This window comes from Mesorhizobium sp. B2-3-12 (assembly GCF_006442205.1).
In the GTDB taxonomy this organism is placed as follows: domain Bacteria; phylum Pseudomonadota; class Alphaproteobacteria; order Rhizobiales; family Rhizobiaceae; genus Mesorhizobium.
Genome location: NZ_VFVR01000001.1, coordinates 961,062 through 984,711, shown reverse-complemented (window position 1 = coordinate 984,711; position 23,650 = coordinate 961,062). Strand labels below are relative to the sequence as shown.

18 protein-coding genes are annotated in these 23,650 nt (G+C 64.6%); 8 read left to right on the top strand and 10 right to left on the bottom strand.

Features of this window, described 5'->3' with window-relative positions; genetic code table 11:
* Positions 1 to 156: 156 nt before the first annotated feature.
* From FJ948_RS04730 to FJ948_RS04705, 6 genes are all read left to right on the top strand, one after another.
* Entirely contained in the window at positions 157 to 1,185 is a 1,029-nt protein-coding gene (locus FJ948_RS04730) for a LacI family DNA-binding transcriptional regulator (protein WP_140702006.1), read from the top strand.
* A 308-nt stretch (positions 1,186 to 1,493) separates the two neighbouring features.
* Positions 1,494 to 2,621, top strand: coding sequence for a sugar ABC transporter substrate-binding protein (locus FJ948_RS04725; RefSeq protein ID WP_140702005.1), 1,128 nt, complete (start codon positions 1,494 to 1,496; stop codon positions 2,619 to 2,621).
* 74 nt (positions 2,622 to 2,695) lie between these two features.
* Complete coding sequence (locus FJ948_RS04720; protein ID WP_140702004.1) at positions 2,696 to 4,243, top strand: sugar ABC transporter ATP-binding protein; 1,548 nt, start codon at positions 2,696 to 2,698, stop codon at positions 4,241 to 4,243.
* Positions 4,240 to 5,220 (top strand): ABC transporter permease, encoded by a 981-nt coding sequence (locus FJ948_RS04715; RefSeq protein ID WP_140702003.1) that lies wholly within the window; start codon positions 4,240 to 4,242, stop codon positions 5,218 to 5,220. The genes FJ948_RS04720 and FJ948_RS04715 overlap by 4 nt, the downstream gene beginning before the upstream one ends.
* Positions 5,217 to 6,221 carry an ABC transporter permease gene (locus FJ948_RS04710; protein ID WP_181173552.1) on the top strand — a complete coding sequence of 335 codons (1,005 nt, stop codon included), beginning with the start codon at positions 5,217 to 5,219 and terminating at the stop codon, positions 6,219 to 6,221. The genes FJ948_RS04715 and FJ948_RS04710 overlap by 4 nt, the downstream gene beginning before the upstream one ends.
* A gap of 2 nt (positions 6,222 to 6,223) precedes the next feature.
* On the top strand, positions 6,224 to 6,772 hold the full coding sequence (locus FJ948_RS04705) for a gluconokinase (RefSeq protein WP_140702002.1): 549 nt from the start codon (positions 6,224 to 6,226) through the stop codon (positions 6,770 to 6,772).
* On the opposite strand, the gene FJ948_RS04700 is transcribed toward FJ948_RS04705, so the two are convergent.
* From FJ948_RS04700 to FJ948_RS04690, 3 genes are all read right to left on the bottom strand, one after another.
* Positions 6,767 to 7,921 carry a hypothetical protein gene (locus FJ948_RS04700; RefSeq protein ID WP_140702001.1) on the bottom strand — a complete coding sequence of 385 codons (1,155 nt, stop codon included), beginning with the start codon at positions 7,919 to 7,921 and terminating at the stop codon, positions 6,767 to 6,769. The genes FJ948_RS04705 and FJ948_RS04700 overlap by 6 nt on opposite strands.
* 10 nt (positions 7,922 to 7,931) lie before the next feature.
* Positions 7,932 to 8,381 carry an Rrf2 family transcriptional regulator gene (locus FJ948_RS04695; protein ID WP_140702000.1) on the bottom strand — a complete coding sequence of 150 codons (450 nt, stop codon included), beginning with the start codon at positions 8,379 to 8,381 and terminating at the stop codon, positions 7,932 to 7,934.
* Positions 8,382 to 8,631: 250 nt separating this feature from the next.
* On the bottom strand, positions 8,632 to 9,618 hold the full coding sequence (locus tag FJ948_RS04690; RefSeq protein WP_140701999.1) for a sulfate ABC transporter substrate-binding protein: 987 nt from the start codon (positions 9,616 to 9,618) through the stop codon (positions 8,632 to 8,634).
* A gap of 243 nt (positions 9,619 to 9,861) precedes the next feature.
* Between FJ948_RS04690 and FJ948_RS04685 the strand changes: the two genes are divergently transcribed.
* Positions 9,862 to 10,143, top strand: coding sequence for a DUF1778 domain-containing protein (locus FJ948_RS04685; RefSeq protein WP_140701998.1), 282 nt, complete (start codon positions 9,862 to 9,864; stop codon positions 10,141 to 10,143).
* Entirely contained in the window at positions 10,143 to 10,628 is a 486-nt protein-coding gene (locus FJ948_RS04680; RefSeq protein ID WP_140702254.1) for a GNAT family N-acetyltransferase, read from the top strand. The genes FJ948_RS04685 and FJ948_RS04680 overlap by 1 nt, the downstream gene beginning before the upstream one ends.
* Before the next feature lie 43 nt (positions 10,629 to 10,671).
* On the opposite strand, the gene FJ948_RS04675 is transcribed toward FJ948_RS04680, so the two are convergent.
* From FJ948_RS04675 to FJ948_RS04640, 7 genes are all read right to left on the bottom strand, one after another.
* Positions 10,672 to 11,712: a sulfate/molybdate ABC transporter ATP-binding protein gene (locus FJ948_RS04675; protein WP_140701997.1), complete on the bottom strand. Its 1,041-nt coding sequence runs from the start codon at positions 11,710 to 11,712 to the stop codon at positions 10,672 to 10,674.
* A 72-nt stretch (positions 11,713 to 11,784) separates the two neighbouring features.
* Positions 11,785 to 12,669: a sulfate ABC transporter permease subunit CysW gene (cysW, locus tag FJ948_RS04670; protein WP_140701996.1), complete on the bottom strand. Its 885-nt coding sequence runs from the start codon at positions 12,667 to 12,669 to the stop codon at positions 11,785 to 11,787.
* Positions 12,662 to 13,513 (bottom strand): sulfate ABC transporter permease subunit CysT, encoded by an 852-nt coding sequence (gene cysT / locus FJ948_RS04665; protein ID WP_140701995.1) that lies wholly within the window; start codon positions 13,511 to 13,513, stop codon positions 12,662 to 12,664. The genes cysW and cysT overlap by 8 nt, the downstream gene beginning before the upstream one ends.
* Before the next feature lie 22 nt (positions 13,514 to 13,535).
* The gene (locus tag FJ948_RS04660) at positions 13,536 to 14,564 is read right to left on the bottom strand and encodes a sulfate ABC transporter substrate-binding protein (RefSeq protein ID WP_140701994.1); all 1,029 of its coding nucleotides are present in this window, start codon (positions 14,562 to 14,564) and stop codon (positions 13,536 to 13,538) included.
* A 211-nt stretch (positions 14,565 to 14,775) separates the two neighbouring features.
* Positions 14,776 to 15,498, bottom strand: a complete 723-nt coding sequence (locus tag FJ948_RS04655) for a M15 family metallopeptidase (RefSeq protein ID WP_246677449.1) — start codon at positions 15,496 to 15,498, stop codon at positions 14,776 to 14,778.
* A 228-nt stretch (positions 15,499 to 15,726) separates the two neighbouring features.
* Positions 15,727 to 17,817 carry a penicillin-binding protein 1C gene (pbpC, locus tag FJ948_RS04645; RefSeq protein ID WP_246677448.1) on the bottom strand — a complete coding sequence of 697 codons (2,091 nt, stop codon included), beginning with the start codon at positions 17,815 to 17,817 and terminating at the stop codon, positions 15,727 to 15,729.
* 173 nt (positions 17,818 to 17,990) lie between these two features.
* Positions 17,991 to 23,489: an alpha-2-macroglobulin family protein gene (locus FJ948_RS04640; protein ID WP_140701991.1), complete on the bottom strand. Its 5,499-nt coding sequence runs from the start codon at positions 23,487 to 23,489 to the stop codon at positions 17,991 to 17,993.
* Positions 23,490 to 23,650 lie beyond the last annotated feature (161 nt).

The window sequence follows — 23,650 nt, the reverse complement described above, 5'->3', positions numbered from 1 at the left end:
GGCCAGGCACTGCCACTCGGTGGCTCGCCTTGACAACAGGCAGTCACTGCGCGACGCCAGGGGCCGATGGGTGCGGCAACAGGCCGGTGAGATGGCGACAGCTGGAAAGATCGCATTGCGGACGCGCCTCGATGGCCATGCGCACGGGGCGAGGCCTTGATCAAGCCACGTTCGCGCCGGGGCGGCGGCCGCCCGACCCTGTCGGATGTGGCGCGCAAGGCCGGCGTCGGCGCCATCACCGTTTCACGCGCGCTGCGCGACCCGGCGCGCGTTTCAGAGGAGCTGCGCCGTCAGATCCAGGCCGCCGTCGACGAGCTCGGCTATGTGCCGGACCCCAATGCTCGGGCGCTGGCGTCGGCGCGGGCGGAAGTATTCGGCGTGCTGGTGCCGTCGCTGACCAACAACGTATTCGCCGAGGTGGTGCGTGGCATCTATGACAGCTTGTCGGACAGCCCGTTCCGCATCCAGCTCGGCAACACGCACTATTCCGGACTTGAGGAAGAGCGGCTGCTGCAGCTGTTTGGCTCCCAGCGGCCGGCAGCGCTGATCGTTGCCGGCATCGACCAGACACCCACCTCGCGAAAACTGTTGGAGAATGCCGGTTGCCCGGTGGTCCAGGTGATGGAGACCGGGCCCGATCCCGTCGACATGATGGTCGGCTTCTCGCATCTCGACGGCGGCAGGACGGCGACCGAGCACCTGATCGAGGCGGGGTATCGCCGGATCGGTTTCATCGGTGCGCGCATGGACCCGCGCTCGCAGCGGCGCCTCGCCGGCTACCGGGTGGCGATGGAGAAGGCCGGCCTTTCGGACCCACGCCTGATCACAACCACGCCGGTGCTTTCCAGCGTGCCGCTTGGCCGCGAGCTGTTCCGCGATGCCCTGGCCAAGATGCCGACGCTGGACGGCGTGTTCTGCAACAATGACGACATCGCGCTCGGCGTGCTGTTCGAATGCCATCGCGCCTCGATCGACGTGCCGAAGACCATCGGCATTGTCGGCTTCAACGATCTCGACATGATGCAGGTGGCCTTTCCCTCGATCACCAGCATCCGCACTCACCGCTATGAAATCGGCAGGCGCGCGGTGGCGATGGCGCTGGCGGCAATCTCCGGTGATCGGCCGCGGGAGCGTGTCGTCGACCTCGGCTTCGAGCTCAAGCGCCGCGAGAGCACGGCACGTTGAACACGGTTTCGAGAACACCCGCGAATGGCGCTTTACACAACGTCATGGTAGCGCTACCATTTTTCCCTGGGAGGCTTCGTCACCGAAATGGTGAACTTGTTTATTATACATAAGCAACAGCTCATGCTTGTTTATTATGTATAATATGATAGCTTTTCCCCGACCGAAGGAGCCTGCAAGGGGAGGGATTCAGGAAGGTCTTCGGCATCAGGCAGGCCTGACCGCGCAAGGCGGAAGGTGTCAGCCGGAAGCTCGAAATTGCATAAAACTGAACCGACAAATCGGAACTGCAATCGGGAGGATTATCGATGATCAAGTCACTTGTCGGTGGCATCGTTGCCGCCAGCGCCTTCGTCATGCTCAACTCGGCCGCCATGGCCGCCGGCCCGGAGATCGTCTCCGGCCCCGCCGCCCAGGCCGACTGCTTCGCGCCCTGGAGCGCGGACACCAAGTTCTTCAAATTCCCCAAGAAGGAAGGCCCGTACCGCATCGCCTTCGCCAATGGCTATATCGCCAACACCTGGCGCATCCAGATGGTGCAGACGGCCAAGGCCTATGCGTCGCAGCCCGACGTGAAGGCAAAGATCAAGGAATTCAAGGTCGTCTCGACCGGCGAGGACGTGCCGGCGCAGATCTCCGCGATCAACAACTTCATCGATTCCGGCTATGACGCCATCGTCACCGATGCGCAGAACCCGACCGCCTTCGGTCCGGTCATCAAGCGCGCCAAGGAAGCCGGGATCGTGCTGGTCGCCTTCGACAACATCCTGGATACCAAGGACGCCATCAACGTCAATGTCGACCAGAAGGGACTTGGCGAATTGTGGGCCAAATGGCTGGTCGAGAAGATCCCGAACGGCGGCAAGATCCTGGAAGTGCGCGGCGTCGCCGGCACCTCCGTCGACACCGATCGCCACAACGGCATCCATGAGGTGTTCGACGCCTCGGGCAAGAAGTGGGACGTGACCGAAGTCGCCGGCAAGTGGGATGACGGCGTGGCGCAGAAAGTGACCGCCGATGCGATCGCCACCAACGGTCCGTTCGACGGCATCACCGGCCAGGGCGGCGACACCGGCATCGTGCAGGCGATGATGGACGCCAAGCATCCGTTCGTGCCGTTCGGCGGCGAGACCGAAAACGGCTTCCGCAAGTTCTGCGCGGCGCATTCGGCCGATGGCCTGAAATGCACCTCCGCCGGCTCGGGTCCGGCCCAGGTCGCCGTCGCCATCAAGACGGCGATCGCGGCACTCGAAGGCGAGGTGGTGCCGCAGGAGGTGAAGCTGCCTCTGGCCGTCGCCACGGATCCGGATATGAAGGAAGGCACGGATTACTTCCCCAAGGAGTCCGACAATTTCTTCGTCGGCAACTCCTTCCCGACCTGCGGCATCAATTTCAGCGCCCAGGAAATCATGGGGCAGACCAAGGAAAACCAGTAGTCGCTTCTATCGTCTGGCGCCGTGGCCTGGTCCGCGGCGCCAGCCTGCAATCCCACAATCACCCTGGAGGGTTGATGGACGGTGCGGCTCCACTCTTTCGCATGGAAGGCATTTCCAAGCGCTATGGCGGCGTGCGGGCGCTGGAAAAGGCCGAACTGACGGTCGAGGCCGGCAGCATCCATGCCATTCTCGGAGAAAACGGCGCCGGCAAGTCGACGCTGATCAAGGTCATGGCCGGTGTCGTGGCGCCCGACGAGGGCCACATGATGCTGGACGGGCGCGAGGTGGCCTTCGCGTCGCCGGGTGCGGCGAACAAGGCCGGCATCGTCTGCATCTTCCAGGAACTGTCGCTGATCCCCGAACTCAGCGTCGCCGACAACATCGTCATTTCGGATCCGCCCAAACGCTTCGGCATGATCGACCGCAAGGCGCAGCGGCGCATCGCGGAGGACGCGCTGGCCCGCGCGGGTGCCGGCGACATCCATCCACTGGCGCTGGTCAAGGACCTGCCGCTGTCGCGGCGGCAGATGGTCGAGATCGCCAAGGCCCTGGCGCGCAAGCCGCGCATCCTCATTCTCGACGAGGCGACATCGGCGCTGACGGCGGCGGACGTTTCGAAGATCTTCGGCGTGCTGAAGCGGCTGCGCTCGGAAGGGCTGGCGCTGCTCTACATCTCGCACCGCATGAACGAGATCGCCGAACTCGCCGACCAGTGCACGGTGTTCCGCAATGGCCGCAATGTCGCCAGCTACAAGGCCGGCTCGAAGAGCGACAATGAGGTGGTCGAACTGATGATCGGCCGCGAGTACAGCCATATTTTTCCGCCCAAGCCGCCTGCGGCCCCGGCCGGCGCCGCCCCCAGGCTCGAGGCGCGCAGGCTGTCCTGGGCCGACCGGCTGCACGACATCTCGCTGACCGTCAGGGCAGGCGAGGTGGTTGGCCTCGGTGGGCTCGATGGCCAGGGCCAGCGCGAATTGCTGCTTGCTTTCTTCGGCGTGCTGCGCGGCCTTTCGGGCGAGGTGCTGATCGACGGCAAGCCGGTAACGATCACCAGCCCTGCGGCGGCCCGCGAGGATGGCATCGGCATGGCGCTCATCCCGGAGGACCGCAAGACCGAAGGACTGATGCTGCCGATGACGGTGCGCGAAAACCTGTCCTTCGCCGCGCTCGACCGGCTGTCGAAAGGCGGCATCATCGACCGTGCCGCCGAACAACGGCTGATCGACGACATGGTCGGCCTGCTGGCGATCAAGACGGGCGGTCTCGATATCCCGGTCGGCGCGCTGTCGGGCGGCAACCAGCAGAAGGTGGTGATCGCCAAATGGCTGATGCGCCAGCCGCGCATCATCCTGCTCAACGATCCGACGCGCGGCATCGATGTCGGCACCAAGCAGGAAATCTACCAACTGATGCGCAAGCTGGCGGACGCCGGCGCGGCGATCCTGTTCTATTCGACGGACTATGACGAGCTGATCGGCTGCTGCGACCGCGTGCTGGTGCTCTATGACGGCGCGGTCAAGCGCGAACTGGTCGGCGCCGAAATCACCGAGCGGGCGCTGATATCGAGCGCGCTTAACATCCATGGCGAGGAGAGCCCGGTGGGCCTGGGAGCAAGCCTGTGAAAGATTGGCGCTACTGGCTGGCCGAGCAGCGCGGAACGCTGCTGGCGCTCGGCATCTTCATCGTCATGTTCGTCATCTACACGTCGAACCATCCGGCGGGCTTCACCGCCAATGTCGTGCAGACGGCCGCGAACAAGGGCGTGCTGCTTGCCTTCGTCGCCATGGCGCAGACGCTGGTCGTGATAACCTCCGGCATCGACCTGTCCGTCGGCATGATCTTCCTGCTCACCAACTGCCTGGCCTCCTGGCTGGTGGTGGGCACGCCGATGCAGACCACGCTCGGCGTCATCGCCGTGCTGGCGGCGGGCCTTCTGTGCGGCGCCATCAACGGCGCCATCGTCATCTATGGACGGCTGCAGCCGATCGTCGCCACCATTGCCACCGGGGCCGTCTATTACGGCATCGGGCTTCTGCTGCGGCCCTTCCCGGGCGGTTCGGTCAATGAGGATCTTGCCGATGCGCTGACCGGCCGCGTGTTCGGCTTCGTGCCGGCGAGCCTGGTGGTGCTGCTCGCCATCGTGCTGGTGATCTGGGTGCCGTTCAGCCGCTCCGTCCTTGGCCGCGCCGCCTACGCGGCGGGCTCTTCGGAAACGGCGGCCTATATGTCCGGCGTGCCGATAAGGCGCGGCAAGTTCGCCGCCTACACGCTGGCCGGGCTGCTGGCGGCGATCGGCGGGCTGTTCCTCACCTTCTTCACCTATACGGGCGAGGCTGCCTATGCCAGCGGCAACTCCTACACGCTGTTCTCGATCGCGGCGGTCGTGCTGGGTGGTGTGTCGCTGTTCGGCGGCAAGGGCAGCGCCATCGGTGCGATCTTCGGCGCGCTCGCCTTCCGCACCATCGGCGACCTGTTGTTCGTGTTCGATTTCGATCCGCTCTGGCAGCCGCTATTCCAGGGCGTTATCCTGCTGGTCGCCGTCAGCCTCGGCGCCTTCGCTTTGTTTCGGGTCCGCAACCGGCTGGAGTGGTTCCTGTGAGCGAGACGACGCCGATGGTTGGGAAGAGCGACAGCGGCATTGCCGGCCGCATGCCGAAATTCATCCGCCGAGCCGATCCGGCGGTGTTGACGGCCTTTGCCTGCATCGTGGTGCTGCTGTTGGTCGGCAGCCTCTATTCGCGCAGCTTCCTGTCGCCTGAATATCTCTTGCAGCAGCTCAAGGTGGCCTCGTTCCTCGGCGTCATCGCCACCGGCATGATGCTGGTCATCCTGCTCGGCCAGATCGACCTGTCGGTGCCGTGGTCGGTGGCGGCGGGCGCGATGATGGCTTGCGCGGCGGCCGCCTATGGTCAGGCCGGCGTGGCGCTGGCGATCCCGTTCGGCATCTTCTGCGGTGTGCTGATCGGTGTCGTCAACGGCATCGGCGTCGCCTATCTGCGCATTCCCTCGATGATCATCACGCTGGCCACCAACGCCGTCGCGCAAGGGCTGATGGTGGTCTACACCGGCGGCTTCTCGCCACAGGATTCGGCCACCGGCGCCATGCGCTATCTGGCCACCGGCTTCACCATTCCGGGCGTTCCCAACGCGGTCATCATCTGGGCGCTGATCGGGGCCGCGATGGTGTTCGTGCTGACCCGCAGCGGTTTTGGCCGCGCGGTCTATGGCATCGGCAACCGCGAGCGCGCCGCCTATCTCTCCGGCGTCGACACGCGGCGCGTGGTGATGATCGCCTTCGCCGTGTCCGGCGGTCTCTCCGCCTTCGGCGGCGTGCTGCTGGCCGGCTACGCCTCCAAGGCGGCGCAATCGATGGGCGACGCCTACCTGCTGCCGTCGATCGCAGCCGTCGTGCTCGGCGGCACCTCGATCCTGGGCGGGCGCGGCTCCTATCTCGGCACGGTTGCCGGCGTGATCCTGATCACGCTGCTGCAATCCATCCTGTCGGTCATGCAGATGCCGGAGGCGGGGCGGCAGATCATCTATGGCGTCGTCATCGTCGCCATGCTGCTGCTTTACGGCCGCGCCCCGGCGAGCCGCTGACCATGGACGAAAGGGCAGCGCGGGCGCCGGCTGGCGCTCCCGGCTCGGTGCCTCCGGCCATCGTGGTGATGGGCGTCGCCGGCTGCGGCAAGTCAGCCGTCGGTATCGCGCTGGCCGCCGCGCTGGACGCCCTCTTCATCGAGGGCGACAGGCTGCATCCACCGGAAAACGTCGCCCGCATGGCACGTGGTGAGCCGCTCACCGACCAACTGCGCGAAGGCTGGCTCGATGCGATCGGCAAGCAGATCGCGGCGTCGGCCGGCAAGGTGCAAGGCGTGGTCGCCGCCTGCTCGGCGCTGAAGCGCGGCTATCGCGAGCGCCTGCGCGGCTTTTGCCCTGACATCGTCTTCCTCTATCTGGAGATCGATCCGGCAACCGCGCGGCGGCGCGTCGGCAACCGCAAGGGCCATTTCATGCCGGCAAGCCTGGTCGACAGCCAGTTCGCCATCCTGGAGCCGCCGGAGGCCGATGAACGGGCGTTGACGCTCGACGCGACGCGGCCGGTCGACGAACTCGTCGCCGACGCAATGCGCTCGATGCGCTGGTCATGAGCCTTCTTCAGCACCGATACCGATACTGTCCTGAGCTTGCGTCAACCGCTCATGGCGTGACCAGGACATCATCTGCTCGGGGCACTGTTTCAGCGCTTGCATCAGGCGGTCGCGTTTGAGCAGGGCGTAGCGCGCCTGCAGGGCTATGTTCTTGGCCCCGTTCTTGGCTCCGTCCCTGGTCGTGTCCACTGCCGTGACCGCTGGCACAAGTTCGGGGCTCAGGATGGCCCGGTATTGCCGGAACGGCACCATCTCGAAGGTCGACATGGCAAACAGGGCCGTCTTGCCTCGGGCGGCGAAGTTCGCCGGTGCCGAGGCAAGGTGCGTCCAGCCGCTTTCGCCAAGAGCGGTTTCGGTGAAGGTCGAGCCGGCGTGGATGGTGTTGGTCATCATCACGACGCCATTCTGCTTCAGCATCTTCTGGATGCGGATGGTGACCTGATAGGCGTCGTCGCGGTCGAAGACGATCCGGCTTTTCAGGAACCGGTTCTCGACATGGACCATTGGCGGGTTGAGGAAGCGCAGGCCGAAAGCCGTCTCGGACACGCCATGCGTGTCGACGCTGACCTGATGCGCCTCGATGCCGGCCTCGTATATGGCGCGCTTGCCGATCATCGTCTGGGCGGTGAACTGATCGCACCACAGGATCGCGCCATGGCCGCGCTGCAAGGCGGCCTGCAAACCGTCGAGCCCTTCCAACCGGATCGTCGGCGCCCAGCGGCGGGCGACCAGATGCGCGGCAAGCTGCATGCGGCGGCGATGGCGGGCCGCGAGCAATGCCTCGAACAGCTTGCGCGCATCGACGCCGTCGCCGAGCACCGCGCGCGTCGCGGCGGCATAGCCTGGAAATTCCTTGCGCATATGGCGCTTCAGACGAAACCTGGACGCCCAACCGCAGATCGGCGCCCAGCAGCGCACAGGCAGCGCTGCCGCGACGGCGAGATAGAAGAGGGCAACCAGACTTTCGCGAAGATCCCTGGTGGAGAACCGGCGCAGCCTGCCGGGATTGACCACCTTGCGGCTGAAGAAGCGCACGTCCTCGGCATATTCGGGGACAAAGACGTCGGCGATGATCTCGGTGCGAAAGCTGGCTGCCGATGGCTGCTTGCGGGCGGCTTTTCGGGATTTCGTAAATCTCGACAGCCTCATTCATCCGGCTCTAGATCTGGGACGTCAACTCGACCGGAAAATCGTCATTGTCGGCATCGCGCATGGCGGCGAGGCTGCGGTTGTCCAGCACCTCGGCGATCGCCTGGCGCACCTCGAGCATCATGTGACGGACCTGGCAGGTCGCTTCGTCGCAATCCTCGCAGCGCTGGTATTGCGTGCGGCTGGCGCAAGGTATCGGTGCCAGCGGACCGTCGAGCACCCGCACGACATGGCCGATCTTGATCTCCGAGGCGGGGCGGGCGAGGCGATAGCCACCTTCCTTGCCCTTGCGGCTCTGGACGAAGCCGGCGTTGCGCAATTCGCCGAGGATCGCATCGAGGAATTTCTTCGGGATGTTGTTGGCGACGGCGATGCCGTTGACGAAGGCCAATTGGCCAACCGGAAGATTGGAAAGATGCACGAGGGCCTTGAGGCCGTATTTGCCCTTTTTCGTCAGCATGCCCTGATCAACCCGTTTAAGCCCCAACCACTCCGCATCTGGCGGCTGTTTGTGTGCAAATGATGACGGTCTTGCCTTCGCACGCCGCCGTTCCGCGAAAAACAGCCACTCGAAGGCATGTTAGGCACAGCGCGTTGATTCTTTGTAACGTTTTGCACGAAGGGCGCCGGATTTGCCGTATCGACCTGCATAAACGAGGAAAGCCGGCCGGGGCCGGCTTTCCTGATCTTCCTATCTGGCCGCGGAGACTTCAGCGGCTGCCATAAGCCTGGTCGAGCAGGCCGCCGGCGGCGAAATGCTCTTTTTGGACTTTGTCCCAGCCACCGAAGACGTCTTCCACCGTCAGCAGGCGCACATCGGGAAAATCCGCCTTGTATTTGGCGGCGACAGCCGCGTCGCGTGCGCGCAGGCCGTTCTCAGCGGCGATGCCCTGGCCCTCGGCTGTATAGAGGAAGTCGAGATAGCTCTTGGCCAGATCGCGCGTGCCGTGCTCGTCGGCGACCTTGTCGACGATCGCCACCGGGAATTCCGCCAGAAGGCTGACCGAAGGCGTGACCTGCTCGAACTTGTCGTCGCCATATTCCTTGCGGATGCCGCGCGTCTCGGATTCGAAGGTGATCAGCACATCGCCGATCTCGCGCTGCACGAAGGTGGTGGTCGCGGCGCGCCCGCCGGTGTCGAAGATCGGCACGTTGTTGAACAGCTTGGTGATGAATTCCTTCACCTTGGCGTCGTCGCCCTTGAAGGCTTCCTTGGCGTAGGCGGTGGCCGCCAGGTAGGTGTAGCGCGCATTGCCCGAGGTTTTCGGGTTGGGGAAGATCACCTGCACGTCGTCGCGCACCAGATCGTTCCAGTCCTTGATGTGCTTTGGGTTGCCGGCGCGCACGAGGAAGGACGGCAGCGAATAGAAGGGCGAGGCGTTGTCGGGAAAATCCTTCTGCCAGTCGGCGGAAACGAGGCCCTTCTTGACCAGGAAATCGACGTCGGTGACCTGGTTGAAGGTGACGACGTCGGCGCCGAGGCCTTCGGCGATGGCACGCGCCTGCGCCGAAGTGCCGGCATGCGACTGGTCGATGGTGACACCCGGATGCCCTGCGATGAAGGCCTTGTTGACCTGCACGAACAGTTCGCGGCCGACGTCATAGGAAGCGTTCAGCAGCTTGTCGGCCGACCAGGCTTGGGAGGATGCGAGGAGGAGACCGGCGGCGGCGGCAACGCCAAGGAAAAATCGCTTCATGAAAAGGCTCCGGATGTAATGCTTTATTGTTCGAGCATAGCGGGGGTACAAAGGGGCGGCGAGGCATAGATTCAGGGCTTGGCACTCGTTGCTAGAAAACCGTTTCCCAAACAGGCTGATCCTAGGTTTTTCTTTTGAGCGGCATCATATTTGAGCTCGGTTCACATCAGCCTTTTTCCATGGAAGGAAAAATAGATACACAATGTGTATGCAGCATGTTATGGTGGAGCAAAGGAGCACTCCATGGTGAAAGCCGCAGCCGAAACCCACGCCAAGCCTGTCAATCTGCGCATTCGAGAGGATATGCGCATGCTGATTGACCGTGCCGCGAAGCTGCGCGGGAAAACCCGTTCCGATTTCATGATCGATGCCGCCTATCGCGCGGCCGAGGACACGCTCCTCGACCAAACACTGATCAAGGTGGATGCAGAGAGTTACCGGCACTATCTCGACATCCTCGATGAACCGCCAAGCGGGGAAGGTTTTGCACGTCTTATGAACGTGCCCAAGCCATGGCAGGACTGATGCTGTCGGCGCCCACGCCGCTGGCCGAGAACCACGATCTCGAACTTTTCCAAAGCGGAACCGAAAGTCTCGACCAATGGCTTCGCCGTCGCGCGCGCGCCAACCAGGTCAGTGGCGCATCTCGTACTTATGTGGTGGCGGAAGGCGTACGCGTTGTCGGCTACTACTGCCTGTCTTCGGGCGGGCTTGATCTGGCGGAAGCGCCGGGCATTGTTCGGCGCAACATGCCGGATCCCATTCCAATGGTCGTGCTCGGGCGTCTGGCGGTCGACGCAGGCTGGCAAGGGAAGGGACTGGGTGCTGCGCTTCTGCAAGATGCCGTCCTGCGCGCCGGTCAAGCCGCGACGATCCTCGGGATACGCGGAATTTTTGTTCATGCCATATCGGACGAAGCGAAAGCCTTTTATGAGCGCTATGGCTTTGCGGCTTCCCCGAAAAATCCCATGACATTGGTGCTGTCGTTGAAAGGCCTGGTGAAAGGGTAGGCGGCCGCCCTCGGCCAGGATGAAATTGGCGGCAGTCCTACCGCTACGCAGCCGGGAACAGCTTCCAGCGCCCCGGGCGGAACGCCACGCGGCTCTTCTGCGCGGCCGGATGATCGACCGGTAGCTCAATCTCGACGCGCTTGCGTTCGCCGCCGATTTCGAGCTCGACGCGCCGTGTGCCGGCGACGCGGCGGCTGGCGGCGACGGTGCCGGCGATGCAGCCGCTGCAGCCGTCGAGCAACTCGACATCATGCGGACGGAAGTACAGCGTCGCATCGCCCGGAGGCGCATGCGGAGCCTGCAATCCGATCGGACGGTCGGCCAGCCAGATCTCGCCATTCTCGATCTTGACCGGAAGGGCGCTCGATTCGCCGATGAAGCCGTAGACGAAAGGCGAGTTCGGCGTGTCATAGATGTCGTCGGCGGTGCCGACCTGCTCGATGCGGCCCTGGCTCATCACCACGACGCGGTCCGCCAGTTCCAGCGCCTCTTCCTGATCGTGGGTGACGAAGACGGTGGTGTGGCCGGTAGCGTCATGGATTTCGCGCAGCCAGCGGCGCAGTTCGCGGCGCACCTGCGCGTCGAGTGCGCCGAACGGCTCGTCGAGCAGCAGCACCTTGGGTTCGATGGCCATGGCGCGGGCGAGCGCCACGCGCTGGCGCTGGCCGCCCGAAAGCTGCGCCGGATAGCGTTTCTCCAGACCCGACAATTGGACAAGGTCGAGAAGCTCCGAGGCGCGGCGGCGGATTTCCTGTGCCGGCGGCCGCGACGGTCCGTGCCGGACCTTGAGGCCGAAGCCGATATTGTCAACCACCGTCATATGGCGGAACAGCGCGTAGTGCTGGAAGACGAAGCCGACATTGCGCTCCTGGATCGATTTCTGCGAAGCGTCCTCGTCACCAAAGAAGATTTTTCCACGCGTCGGCCGCTCCAGCCCGGCGATCAGCCTGAGCAGGGTCGTCTTGCCGGAACCGGACGGCCCTAGCAGCGCGATCAGCTCGCCCGACTTGATGTCCAGCGAGACGTCGTGGAGCGCGGGAAACCGCTCGAATTCCTTGCGCACATTGGCAACGCGAACTTCCATACAAATCCCTCAGTTGGTGATGCATGTCGTTGTCCCAAAACCGGAGCCCACTTTTGGGCGACATGCATTTAGTCAATGTCCGCGCGTCGCGGCGAGTTCGGCGCCGTAGCGCATCTCGAGCAGTGTTTTCAAGACCAGGGTGACGAGCGCCAGCCCGGCAAGCAACGAGGCGACGGCAAAAGCGCCGACGGCATTGTACTCGTTGTAGAGGATTTCGACATGCAGCGGCATGGTGTTGGTCAAGCCCCTGATATGGCCCGACACCACCGAAACCGCGCCGAATTCGCCCATGGCGCGCGCATTGCACAGAAGCACGCCGTAGAGCAGCCCCCATTTGACGTTGGGCAAGGTCACATACCAGAAGGTCTGCCAGCCATTGGCGCCGAGCGAAAGGGCGGCTTCCTCGTCACCATTGCCCTGTTCCTGCATCAGCGGGATCAGTTCGCGGGCAACGAAGGGGAAAGTGACGAAAACGGTGGCAAGCACGATGCCCGGCACGGCGAACAGGATCTGGATGCCGTGTCCCTTCAGCCACTCGCCGAGCAGCCCCTGGGCGCCGAACAGCAGCACGTAGACCAGACCCGAAATGACGGGCGAGACCGAGAAGGGTAGATCGATCAGCGTGGTCAGAAACGCCTTGCCCTTGAACTCGAACTTGGCGATCGCCCAGGCGGCGGAGATGCCGAAGACGACATTGAGAGGCACCGAGATCGCCGCGACAAGCAGAGTCAGGCGGATAGCCGAGCGTGCGTCCGGTTCGCCCAGTGCTTGCGTATAGGCGCCGACGCCTTTCGCCAGCGCCTCGTGGAAGACGATGATCAGCGGCAAGAGCAGGAAGATGCCGAGGAAAGCGAAAGCGATGGCCATCAGCACGGCCTGCGCCGGCCGGCTTTCGGTCACCGCCGCCGAGCGGCTCTCGTGATACGGTTCGTAGGATTTGATCTCGGGGTCAGCCATAGCGCTTGCGGCTCCATGTCTGCACGAGGTTGACGACCAGCAGCATGACGAACGAGAGCGCCAGCATGATTGCCGCGATCGCGGTCGCCGCGGGGTAATTGTATTCCTCGAGCCGGATGACGATCAGAAGCGGCGCGATCTCGGATTTGTAGGGCAGGTTGCCAGCGATGAAGATGACAGAGCCGTATTCGCCGACGCCGCGCGCGAAGGCAAGCGAGAAGCCGGTGATGATGGCCGGCGCCAGGCCGGGAAAGAGCACGCGGGTGATGATCTGGAAGCGGCTGGCGCCGAGCGTGGCGGCTGCTTCCTCAACTTCCTTGTCGATCTCCTCCATGATCGGCTGCACGGTGCGCACGACGAAGGGCAGGCCGATGAAAACCAGGGCGATGACGATGCCGAGCGGCGTATAGGCGACCTTGAGCCCGAGCGGCATCAGCAGCTTGCCGATCCAGCCATTGGGCGCGTAGAGCGTGGTCAACGCGATGCCGGCCACCGCCGTCGGCAGCGCGAAGGGTAGGTCGACCATGGCATCGACGATGCGACGGCCGGGGAAGCGGTAGCGTACCAGCACCCAGGCGACCAGGGTGCCGAAAACGACATTGACGACCGCGGCGATGAAGGCGGTGCCGAAGCTGATTTCCAGCGCGTTGAGCGTGCGGCGATCGGTGGCGATAGCCCAGAAATCGGTCCAGCCGAGGGCGGCCGAGCGCCAGATCAGCCCGGAAAGCGGGATGAGGATGATGAGGGTGAGGTAGGCAAGCGAGAAGCCGAGCGTCAATCCGAAACCCGGAATGACGCTCGGCTGCTTGAATCGCCACCCCGCCTGCGCGGGTGCTGTGGTCATGTCGTCCTGATCTAGATCTTGCTCACTGGGCCGGCTTGTAGATCTGGTCGAATATACCACCGTCACCGAAATGATAAGGCTGTGCCTTCTTCCAGCCGCCGAAAAGCGGATCGTCGATGGAGATCAGCTTGATATCGGGCGTCTTGGGAATATCAGCCGCGTCCACCAGTTCGGGCTTGGCCGGACGATAGTGGTTCTTGGCGATGATCGTTTGCGCTTCCTTGGAATAGAGCCAGCCGAGATAGGCTTCGGCCACCTTGCGCGTGCCCTTGGCATCGACATTGGCATCGACAATCGCCACCGGCGGCTCGGCCAGGATCGAGGTCGGGGGATAGACGATCTCGAAATTGTCTGCGCCGAATTCGTCGAGTGCCAGATAGGCATCATTTTCCCAGCCGATCAGCACGTCGCCGATGCCCTTTTGCGCGAAGGTCACGGTAGAGCCACGGGCACCGGTGTCGAGAACCGGGGCGTTGGCGTAGAGCTTGCCCACGAATTCCTTGTTCTTGGCTTCGTCGCCGCCATCATTGGCGTTGGCATAGGCCCAGGCGGCGAGGTAGTTCCAGCGTGCGCCGCCCGAAGTCTTTGGGTTGGGCGTGATCACCTGGACGCCGTCCTTGACCAGATCGCTCCAGTCGTGAATGCCCTTGGGATTGCCCTTGCGGACCAGGAAGATGATGGTCGAGGTGTAAGGCGCTGAATTGTTTTCGAACTTCTTGCGCCAGTCGGGATTGATCTTCTTCGATTTCGAGACGATGGCGTTGATGTCGCCTTCGAGCGCCAGCGTCACCACATCGGCGTCGAGACCATCGATCACGGCGCGGGCCTGGGCACCCGATCCGCCATGCGACTGCTGGATGGTGACCGTCTCGCCGGTCTCCGCCTTCCAGTGCGCTGCGAAGGCCTCGTCATAGGCTTTATAGAGTTCGCGTGTCGGATCGTAGGACACGTTGAGAATGGTGGTGTCGGCGAACGCGAAACCGAGCGTGCCTGATAGAACCGATGTGACGACCAGCGCGCCGAGCAGTTTCTTGAAATGAGGTTTGGTCATTTCTGCCTCCGTTGAACCCGCGCCAAATCTAGCAAATTGATAGAAATAAGATGCATCGAATGTTGTCTTTTTTGGCTTTCTGAAGAAATTCTTCGGCGATTTGTCGCGGCAATGGGAAATAGTTTCCTTGCGACCGTTCCGCGCGGAATCGGCCCGCCGTCCGACCTATTTAGAGGTGCGCGGTTGCGGGGCAAGATCGCTTTGGGCTGGTTTACTCGGCGGTCACAGGGAAATCGAAGCGCTGCTTTTGAAATGGCTCGTGGGCCAGCGTAAAATGCCACCATTCGCGCGCGTAGTTCCTGAAGCCTTGGGCACCCATCGCATCGCCAAGGAGCTTGCGGTTTGCCGCCGCTTCCGCGCCGAGCGGGCGGTGCGCCGTCTGGCTCGTCGGGTCGAAACAATCGAAGCCGGTGCCGAAATCGAGCGTATCGGCATCGATGGCGCCACAGGCCGGCTTCGACCTGGGCGGACCATCGGTCCCTGCGATGGCGACATCGACGGTCGAGCCACGTGAATGGGCCGACTGCCGGGCGACGTAGCCTTGGGTGACCAGCTCGCCGCGCTTGACCTTCGGATACCATTGCGGATCCGGCGGTCCGCCCGCGACCGTCCAGTCGCCCATGTCGGCAACGGCGCGGGCAGGGCGGTAGCAGTCGAAGACGACCAGCGTCAGACCCTTGGCGGCGATCGCCGTCTGGACGCTGGAAAGCGCCTCGGCCGCCTGGCGGGTGAGAATGCAGACCGGCGCGTCGTAGCCGTTCACCTTGCGGTGCAGGAAATTGTCGGAGATGGCGTAGCGAATGTCTTGGCGGATAGAAGGGGCGATATCGGAAAGGCGGACGAAGCCGGCGGGAAGGGGATCGGCCGAGGCGGGAAGAGTTACGAAGAAAGTCGCTAAAACGGCGGCTATGCTGCGTAAGGTATGGCGTGGCACGCCCCCCTCTGCCCTGCCGGGCATCTCCCCCTCAAGGGGGGAGATTGGCAGCTTTTGCGTCGCGCGCCGCCGTTGGTCATTGGCGAAAGCGGCCGGGCCATCCGATCTCCCCCCTTGAGGGGGAGATGGCCGGCAGGCCAGAGGGGGGCGCCTCGCACCGGACATCAGGCAATTTATCCCTTATCCCCCGACCTCGAAAGGCCAGTCTCCTGAATCCCTTGATGCAGACTATTCAACGAACACTTTCACACTCGCCGCCCGTCCCGCGGCGTCGATGACGGTCAGCGTCGAGTAACCGGCGCCGTCGGGCTGCCAGGTCGCGGTGCGGCGGCGGTCGAGGCCGATGAGGGGTTTGCCGTTGGCCAGCCAGCGGAACGGCGCGCGGCCGCCTTGCAGCTTCAGCACCAGCGGCGAGGCGTCGGCCGAGTTGGTGGCGAGATCGACGCGGGCGCCGTCCGGCGGGAAGATGATGGTCGGCGCGGGTTCGGTCGGCGTCGCCTGCACCAGGCCATCCGCGCCGGCGCCGAAGCGGGCAAGCGTCACCGGCAGCTCCTCCCGCCTGGGGGTGAAGGTGCCGGGCGGTTTGCCCGGCAGCGGCACGGTCGCCAGCCCCGAGCGGACGAAGCCCTCGAACAGGATCGGGGCGGCCGAGACATAGCCGGAGAGGCCCGGCACCGCGCCGGCATCGGGCCGGCCGACCCAGACGCCCAGCACATAGCGGCCGTCGAAGCCCACCGACCAGGCGTCCCGGTAGCCGTAGGAGGTGCCGGTCTTGTAGGCGATGCCGCGTTGCAAGGCGCCTTCGGGCGGCTTTACCCCCGAGAGAATGTCGATGATCTGCCAGTTGGCCTGGTCGTTGAGAATGGTGGTGGTCGAACTCACGGCATTGGCCGGCTCGGTGCCGTCGCGCAGCGAGTGCGTCTTGCCGCCATTGGCGAGCCCCGTATAGAGCTGGACGAGATCGCGCAGCGTGACGCCGACGCCGCCGAGGCCGATGGCCAGACCCGGAGCCTGGTTGACCGGCAGGATCGGGTTGACGCCGGCCTGGCGGAAGCGCGCCGTCAGCCGCGCCGGGCCGACCGCGTCGAGCACGCGGATCGCCGGCACGTTGAGCGACAGTTGCAACGCCTGGCGGATCGAGACATCGCCCTGATAGCCCATGTCGAAGTTCTTCGGCCGATAGCCGCCGAAATCGACCGGGCTGTCCTCGATCAGCGTTTCCTGCGCCACCAAGCCCTGCTCGAAGGCGAGGCCGTAGATGAACGGCTTCAACGTCGAGCCGGGCGAACGCACGACCTTGGTCATGTCGATCCAGCCGGAACGGCTGGAATCGAAGAAATTGGCCGAGCCGACTTCGCCCAGAATGTCGCCGGTGCGGGCGTCGGCCAGCACCATGGCGACGGACAGACGCGGCCCGAGCCGGGTGGCGGCGTCACGCGCGACCTGTTCCAGTCCTTGCTGGACGCTTTTGCGGATCGTCAGCTTGAGCGGCTGGCCGGGGACGGCCTTGGGCAGCATCGCGTAAGAGGCATGCGGGGCGAGCGCCGGCAAGGTGCGCCGCAGGCCCGACACATCGTCGAGTGCGGCGCGTGCCGCCTCGCGCTCACCGATCAGGCCCGATGAGACCATGCGGCTCAGCACACGGTCGCGCGCTGCGTGAGCGATCTTGAGGTTGCGGTCGGGCCGGCGCTTTTCCGGCAGTTGGGGCAGCGCCACGAGAAGGGCGGCTTCCGAGACGGTGAGCCGTTTCGGCTCCTTGCCAAAATAGGCGAGCGAAGCGGCGCGCACGCCTTCCAGATTGCCGCCATAGGGCGCCAGCGTCAGATAGCGTTCGAGGATCTCGCGCTTCGACAGCCGCCGCTCGATCTGGATGGCGCGCAGCATCTGCTTGATCTTGGAGCCGAGGCTGCGGCTTTCGCGCGGCTCGATCAGGCGGGCAAGCTGCATCGACAGGGTCGAGCCGCCGGAAACGATATGGCCGCTGGTGGCGAACTGGCCGGCGGCGCGCGCCAGCGCCAGCACGTCGACGCCCTCATGGTCCCAGAAGCGCTTGTCCTCATAGGTGACCAGCATGTCGACGAACTGCTTGTCGACCTGGTCGAGCCGGGTTTCGAGCCGCCAGTAGCCGTCGGGTGTCGCGAAGGCGCGCAACAACTGGCCGTCGCGGTCCTGGACTTCGGTGGAGACGGTGAGTTCGGCTGGCAAGGGGGGCGGGAAGGCGCGGTCGAGTTCCCAGAGGGCGGCGGTGGCGATTGCCGCGAACCCCGCCAGGGAGGCTGCCGTGATGGCTGAACGGCGAAGAAATTTCCTGGAGAGCATGGCGCTGCCCCTCATCCGCCTGCCGGCACCTTCTCCCCGTATAGTGACGGGGAGAAGGCAGCTGTCGCGGCGGTCGGCGCTAGCCCCTTTCTCCCCGTCACTATACGGGGAGAAATGCCCGGCAGGGCAATGAGGGGCAGCGCTAGCCTCACGTTCATATCCGCCAAGGCACCTTACGGCGCCTTGATCTCCATCATGCCGGTGGCGGTACGGGCCGAATATTGCGGCCGGTACATGTCCTCCACCGTTGCCGCCGGATGGGCGTAGGTGCCCGGCGTCACGGCGCGCACGACATAGGCGAGCGTCAGATTGTGGTCGTGGTCGCCGTCGGCCGGGTTGAACGCCGCGACGAAACGGTCGTCGCGGAATTCCAGATGCGCGGCGTCGGTCTGTGCCAGCCAGGAGAAGTTCGTCAACTGGGCACTGGAAACCAGGCCCGGATTGTCGATCTCGAAGCCGGCCGGCAATAGGTCGGTGACCAGCAGGCGCGATGGCCAGCTGTTCTGCTCGGTGACCTTGAGCACGACGACATAGCGTTCGTTCTGGGTTGCCTCCGTGACATTGGCTTCGGTGCCATCAAGCTTGTAGTAGGTACGGCTGATGGTGAAGCCGTCACCACCGGCCGGCAGGGGCTGGATGGGCGAGGCCACGGTGGTGACGACGGCCTGCAGCGGGGTCTTGCCGGTGTTGGCGATTTCGAGCGGACTGTCGACCAGCTCGGAACCGTTGACCTGGTTGGAATAGCCGCCGGAATGCGGCGCGCCATTGACGGTCAGCGTGATGGAGTCGTTGCCCTCCTTCAACGCACGGGCCGCCAACAGCATCCAGGAATCGTCCTGGGTGCTGGTCCAGCGGGCTTCGGCGCGTTTCCTGGTCACCAGCTTGATCAGCTCCGGCACGATGGTCGATACCGGCTTCGATTCCGCCGCCAGCGACAGCATGGCCGCGCCGTCACGCAGCGCCGAGCCGTAGTCGGAGCGGTACCAGTCGTAGTCGCTGCTCGATTTGGCGAGCTGCAGCGCGGTCTTGAACGTCGCCTCCGAACGCTGCGTGTCGCCATAGAGCGCCAGGCTCGCGGCCAGCTGGGCGACGGCCATCGGGCTCGAGAAGGCTTCGAGCTGCGTGTCTGCGTAATAGCGCAGGTCGCCGATCGAGGCCTTCTTGTTGCGGGCCAGCACGTAGAGCGCGTAGGCAATCTCGCTGCCGCGATCCTGTACGCTCTGGTCGTAGCCGAGCGAGTTCTGCAGGTTGTTGAGGGCCTGGTTCATCGCCAGGCTCGGGACGTCGTATTTCTGCTCCCGCGCCCGGGTCAGGAACTCGCTGACGTAGGCGTCCAGCCACAGATCGCCGGAGCCCGGGCCCCACAGGCCGAAGCTGCCGCTCGAGGACTGGTAGCTCAGGACCTTGTAGATCGCATCCTGGACGCGGCCATGCAGGTCCGGGTCGCTTTCCATGCCGACGCCCGATGCCATCTCGTTGACGTAGAGAAGCGGCATGGCGCGGCTGGTGGTCTGCTCGGCGCAACCATAGGGGTAGCGGTCGAGCGTCATCAGCAGCGAAGGCACGTCGAAGGCCGCCGCCTGCGAAACGCCGACCGAGACCGAAGCGCCGTCGAGCAGGCTGGCAGCCAAGAGTTCCTTGTCGACGCGTAGCGCGCCGCCATTGCCCTTGAGGTCGACCACAAGGCGCGTGGTGACCGGCAATTGGGCCGGGCGCACCGGCACATAGAGCGTCTGTTCGACCTTGGTGCCGTCGGCATGCGCCAGCTTGATGGTGAGCGAGGCATTGCCCGCCGTCCCGGCGATCAGCGGCACGGTCAAGGTCTGGCGCTTGCCCTGGGCGAGCGTCAGCTTCTGGGGCAGGGGCTTGTCACCCGTCGACAGGTCGCCGGTGGTGTCGATCGACAGCGCATAGTCGCCGGCCGGGCCGTCGGTGTCGGCCACGTCGAGCCGCATGACGGCGTTGTCGCCGGGCGCCAGGAAGCGCGGCAGGCCGGCGGTGATGACGACGGGATCGCGCACGATCACGTCCGCCTGGGCATGGCCGACCGCTTCCTTGGTCCAGGCGACGGCCATGACGCGCACGGTGCCGTTGAACTGCGGGATATCGAAGTCGATCCGCGCCTTGCCGTCGGCGTCGAGCAGGACGATGCCGGAGAAGAAGGCGACCAGCTTTTCGGTTGGCGGGCTGCCTTGCGTCTGCATGTTGGCGCCGTCACCGCCGGTCCTGAGCTTGCCGGTGGTGCCCAGCGAGCCGTCGATCAGGCGGCCGTAGATGTCGCGGATCTCCATGCCCAGCATGCGCTGGCCGAAGAACCAGTCCTCCGGATCCGGCGCCTTGTAGTTGGTCAGGTTGAGGATGCCGACATCGACGGCGGCAACCGTGACATAGGCATTGGTGCCCGGCTGTACGCCGGCCACGGAAACCGGGATCGACAGCTGCTGGCGCGGCACGGTCTTTTCCGGCGGCGTCAGCGTAACGGCGAGTTTCTTGGCGCCCGGATCGACCGTCAGCCATTTCACGCCGATGGCGCGGGCCGGCATGCGGCTTTCCTGCGCGTCGCCCGGCCGGAACAGGGTTGCCGTGACATAGGCGCCGGCGCCCCAATCGTCGCCGACGGGGATGTCGACGGTGCTGCCGCCGGCCGGTATGGTCGCCGTGATGGTCTTCAACAGCTTGTCGGAGCCGATATTGATCAGAAGTTCGCCGGCAAAATGCGGCGAGATTTTCAGCTTGGCCACTTCGCCGGCGGCATAATTGTCCTTGTCGAGGGCAATCTCCAGGCCGTCAGGTGTCTCGGTGGTGGTCGAGGCGACATACCAGCCGGCGTCGAACTCATAGCTGGTCGCCGGCCCTTCGGGATCGGATGTCTCGACCTCGAGCCGGTACTGGCCCCAGTCGACGGGAACGGAGACGGTGGCGTCGCCATCGGCGCCGAGGTCGATCTGGCCGTTGGCGATCGACTTGGTCAGGGAGACCGGCTCGTAGTTCCAGGAGTTGTTGGAGCGGTACCACTGATAATTGCGTTCGACCTTGACCAGCGACCACTGCGCGCCTTTCAGCGCCTCGCGCTTGCCGTCGGGATCGACGGCGATCAGGCTGAACTTGGCCGTGCCGCCCTGCGGCACTTCACCATCGGCGAAATCCGGACGGATGCCGATCATATGGCCTTGCGGGCGGATGCCGATGTTGAGCGAGCGTTCGATCGCGCGGCCGCCGGTTTCGCGCATGCGCACCGTCACCTTGCCGTCGACCAGCTTGGTGGTCGAGGGCAACTGGTCGACGGTAACAGGGAAGGTCGCCTTGCCGTCATCGCCGACCACCGGCAGATCGGTGAGCGGCGTGACCGTCGGCTCGGCCGACTGCTCGTCGGCGAGGCCGAAGGAAAAGTTGGGGAAGCGGTCCCAGTCGCGCGACGTCGACAGCGTCAGTTCGCCTTCCAGCGCCAGGCCCGCCGCCGGCGCGCCATAGAGGAAACGGCCGTCAATGTTGATGTTGGCGGTCTCGCCGCGCGCAATCTCCTGTTTGTCGGCCTTCATGTCGAATTCGATGCGATCCGGCACGAAATCCTCGACCAGGAACATCTGGCTGGCGACCGCCGGCTGCTTGGGGTCGGTATGGATCGACACCGACCAGGTGCCGCGCATGGCGTTGGGTTCGAGCGGCAGGTCGACGGCGTGGCCGCCGGCCGAGACGCCGTCGCTGACGATGCGGCGGTCCTCGACGCCATCGGGGCGCGAGAAGATGAAGGTGAGCGGCAGGTTCTCGACCGCCTTGGCCGCGCCGTCGCGGGCAAGTGCGGCGACATGGACGTCCTCGCCGGCGCGGTAGATGCCGCGCTCGGTCCAGGCATAGACGTCGAGCGCGCCGGGGGCGGCACGCCCGGTGACGCCACGGTCGGACAGGTCGAAACCGGCCTTGGCCATGTCGAGGAAGACGAAGTCATTGTCGCCCTGCTTGGCCATCAGCACGGCCGGCACCATGCCGCCGTCGCCGCGCGTCAGGCCGGGGTTGAAGACGGCGTGGCCGTTCGCGTCCGACGTCGCGGTGCCGAGAACCTCGTTGTTCCTGGCAACCAGCGTCAGTTCGGCGCCGGCAATCGGCTTGGCGGAGCCCAGCGAACGGGCGAAGACATTGAGCCCATCCTGGCCGGTATAGGTCGAGAGGCCGATGTCGGAGACGACGAACCATTGCGTGGCCAGCGAACCGTAGTCGTCGCTCTTGTCGTTGACGGGCTGCGCGGTCAGCACATAGACGCCGGGCTTGCGCTGCGGCAGCGCCTCGTCGACCGGGAAGGAGGTGGTGACTTCCTTGTTGAGGTCGCTGACGATGTCGAGTTGGCCCTTCCAGACCGGCTCGCCCATCTGCTCGGAAATGTTGGAAATGTCATAGCCGTCGAGCTGGTGCAGGAACTGGTAGCCCGACAGAAGCTGCGCCAGCGAACGGTCGCCGATGCGGTAGAGCTTCATCTCGGCGGCATTCATGTTGACGGTGACGATCGGAATGCCGCGACGCGCGCCGGCCGGCAGCACGAAGCTGTCGCCGGTGAAGCGGGCGGAGGGGGCGCGATCCTGCACGTAGATCGACAGCACCACGGGGGCGGCGGTGACTTCGCCGATCGCGGCCGGCAGGCCGGCGCGGAAGGTGACGTCATAATGCTGGCCGTGTTCGAGCCCTTCGACGCAGATCTGCTTGTCCTTGGCCTCGACGCCCTTCGGCGGGGCGTTGTCGACGGTGACGAACTGCGCGTAGTCGACGCCGGTCTTGACCAGTTCCTCGGAGAATTGCGCGCAGATGCGCGGCGCGCTGGTGTCGGCATCGACGGAGTGATCGATGACGCGGAACCCCTTGCGGGCCTTCAGATCGGCATATTCGGCCTGGACCGCGGGCGAGGTTTCCAGCGCAAGACTGGCCTCATAGGCCTGCAGCGCCGGCCGGTAGAGATCGCGTTTGTCGAGACCATTGCCAAGCAACGCCAGCACTTCGGCGCGCGTCCTGGTGGTGCGCAGCAGCTTGTAGGCGTTGAAAGCGGCCGACGTGCCGTTTGCCGGCAAAGTCGAGGCCTCGGAGGTGTTGGCGGCGGGCTGCACGGCCAGCGTTTCGCGCGCCAGCCTGAGCCAGAGCTGGCCGTCGTCAGGCATGACCGAGACCGCGGACTCGTATTTCTGCATGGCGGAGCGATGGTCGCCGGTCAGCACGGCCTGTTCGGCGGCATTCGTCAGCGCGGCCATGCCCTCGGCCGGCTTGTCGAAGGCGGGGCCGAGCAGCTTGTTGCGGTATTGCTGGGCCTGGTCGGCCATCCAGTTGGGGAAGAAGGCGAGTTCCGGCGGCGCGCCGATATCGGGATCGCCGTCGATGTTCACGACCTTGCCGGCGACCGCGCCGTTGAAGGATTTCAACTGGTTATAGTCGGATTTGAGAAAGCACCATTTTGCCTTGGTGTTGTAGGTGAAGGCGCGGCAAGCCGGATCGCCGAGACACGTCGTCTTGCACTGGTCGAGCGTGACGTTCTGGTCGGACCGGAGATCGAAGCCGAAATAATCGGAATTGTCCGTCGTTGCGATTCGCCGGGCCTCGGCCGCTTGCGCGACGCCGTTCCAGGCTAAGGCGTTGGCCCAGGCAAGGAAAAGAAGGACGAGAATCGACAGACCACGAGCCGCGCGCATTGCCATTACACCCTCCAGACAATTGCAGACGTCCGGGCATGTTCAAGCTTCAGTCGGGCTTGTCAACGCGCGGACGCGGCAGGTTGCCGCCTGCCAACGGTTTATTTTCCGGCCGAGGACCGGTATGCGGACAGTAACCTCCATAGGACAGGGGATCACGCATTCTT

Excerpts from the sequence above, each read along its gene's own strand:
- FJ948_RS04675 (WP_140701997.1), bottom strand. The coding sequence starts at position 11,712 with ATGGAAGTTCGCGTTGCCAATGTGCGCAAGGAATTCGAGCGGTTTCCC.
- FJ948_RS04700 (WP_140702001.1), bottom strand. The coding sequence starts at position 7,921 with ATGAGGCTGTCGAGATTTACGAAATCCCGAAAAGCCGCCCGCAAGCAG.
- FJ948_RS04720 (WP_140702004.1), top strand. The coding sequence starts at position 2,696 with ATGGACGGTGCGGCTCCACTCTTTCGCATGGAAGGCATTTCCAAGCGC.
- FJ948_RS04660 (WP_140701994.1), bottom strand. The coding sequence starts at position 14,564 with ATGACCAAACCTCATTTCAAGAAACTGCTCGGCGCGCTGGTCGTCACA.
- FJ948_RS04725 (WP_140702005.1), top strand. The coding sequence starts at position 1,494 with ATGATCAAGTCACTTGTCGGTGGCATCGTTGCCGCCAGCGCCTTCGTC.
- FJ948_RS04690 (WP_140701999.1), bottom strand. The coding sequence starts at position 9,618 with ATGAAGCGATTTTTCCTTGGCGTTGCCGCCGCCGCCGGTCTCCTCCTC.
- FJ948_RS04680 (WP_140702254.1), top strand. The coding sequence starts at position 10,143 with ATGCTGTCGGCGCCCACGCCGCTGGCCGAGAACCACGATCTCGAACTT.
- FJ948_RS04705 (WP_140702002.1), top strand. The coding sequence starts at position 6,224 with ATGGACGAAAGGGCAGCGCGGGCGCCGGCTGGCGCTCCCGGCTCGGTG.
- pbpC (WP_246677448.1), bottom strand. The coding sequence starts at position 17,817 with ATGCTCTCCAGGAAATTTCTTCGCCGTTCAGCCATCACGGCAGCCTCC.
- FJ948_RS04695 (WP_140702000.1), bottom strand. The coding sequence starts at position 8,381 with ATGCTGACGAAAAAGGGCAAATACGGCCTCAAGGCCCTCGTGCATCTT.
- FJ948_RS04640 (WP_140701991.1), bottom strand. The coding sequence starts at position 23,489 with ATGGCAATGCGCGCGGCTCGTGGTCTGTCGATTCTCGTCCTTCTTTTC.
- cysT (WP_140701995.1), bottom strand. The coding sequence starts at position 13,513 with ATGACCACAGCACCCGCGCAGGCGGGGTGGCGATTCAAGCAGCCGAGC.
- cysW (WP_140701996.1), bottom strand. The coding sequence starts at position 12,669 with ATGGCTGACCCCGAGATCAAATCCTACGAACCGTATCACGAGAGCCGC.
- FJ948_RS04685 (WP_140701998.1), top strand. The coding sequence starts at position 9,862 with ATGGTGAAAGCCGCAGCCGAAACCCACGCCAAGCCTGTCAATCTGCGC.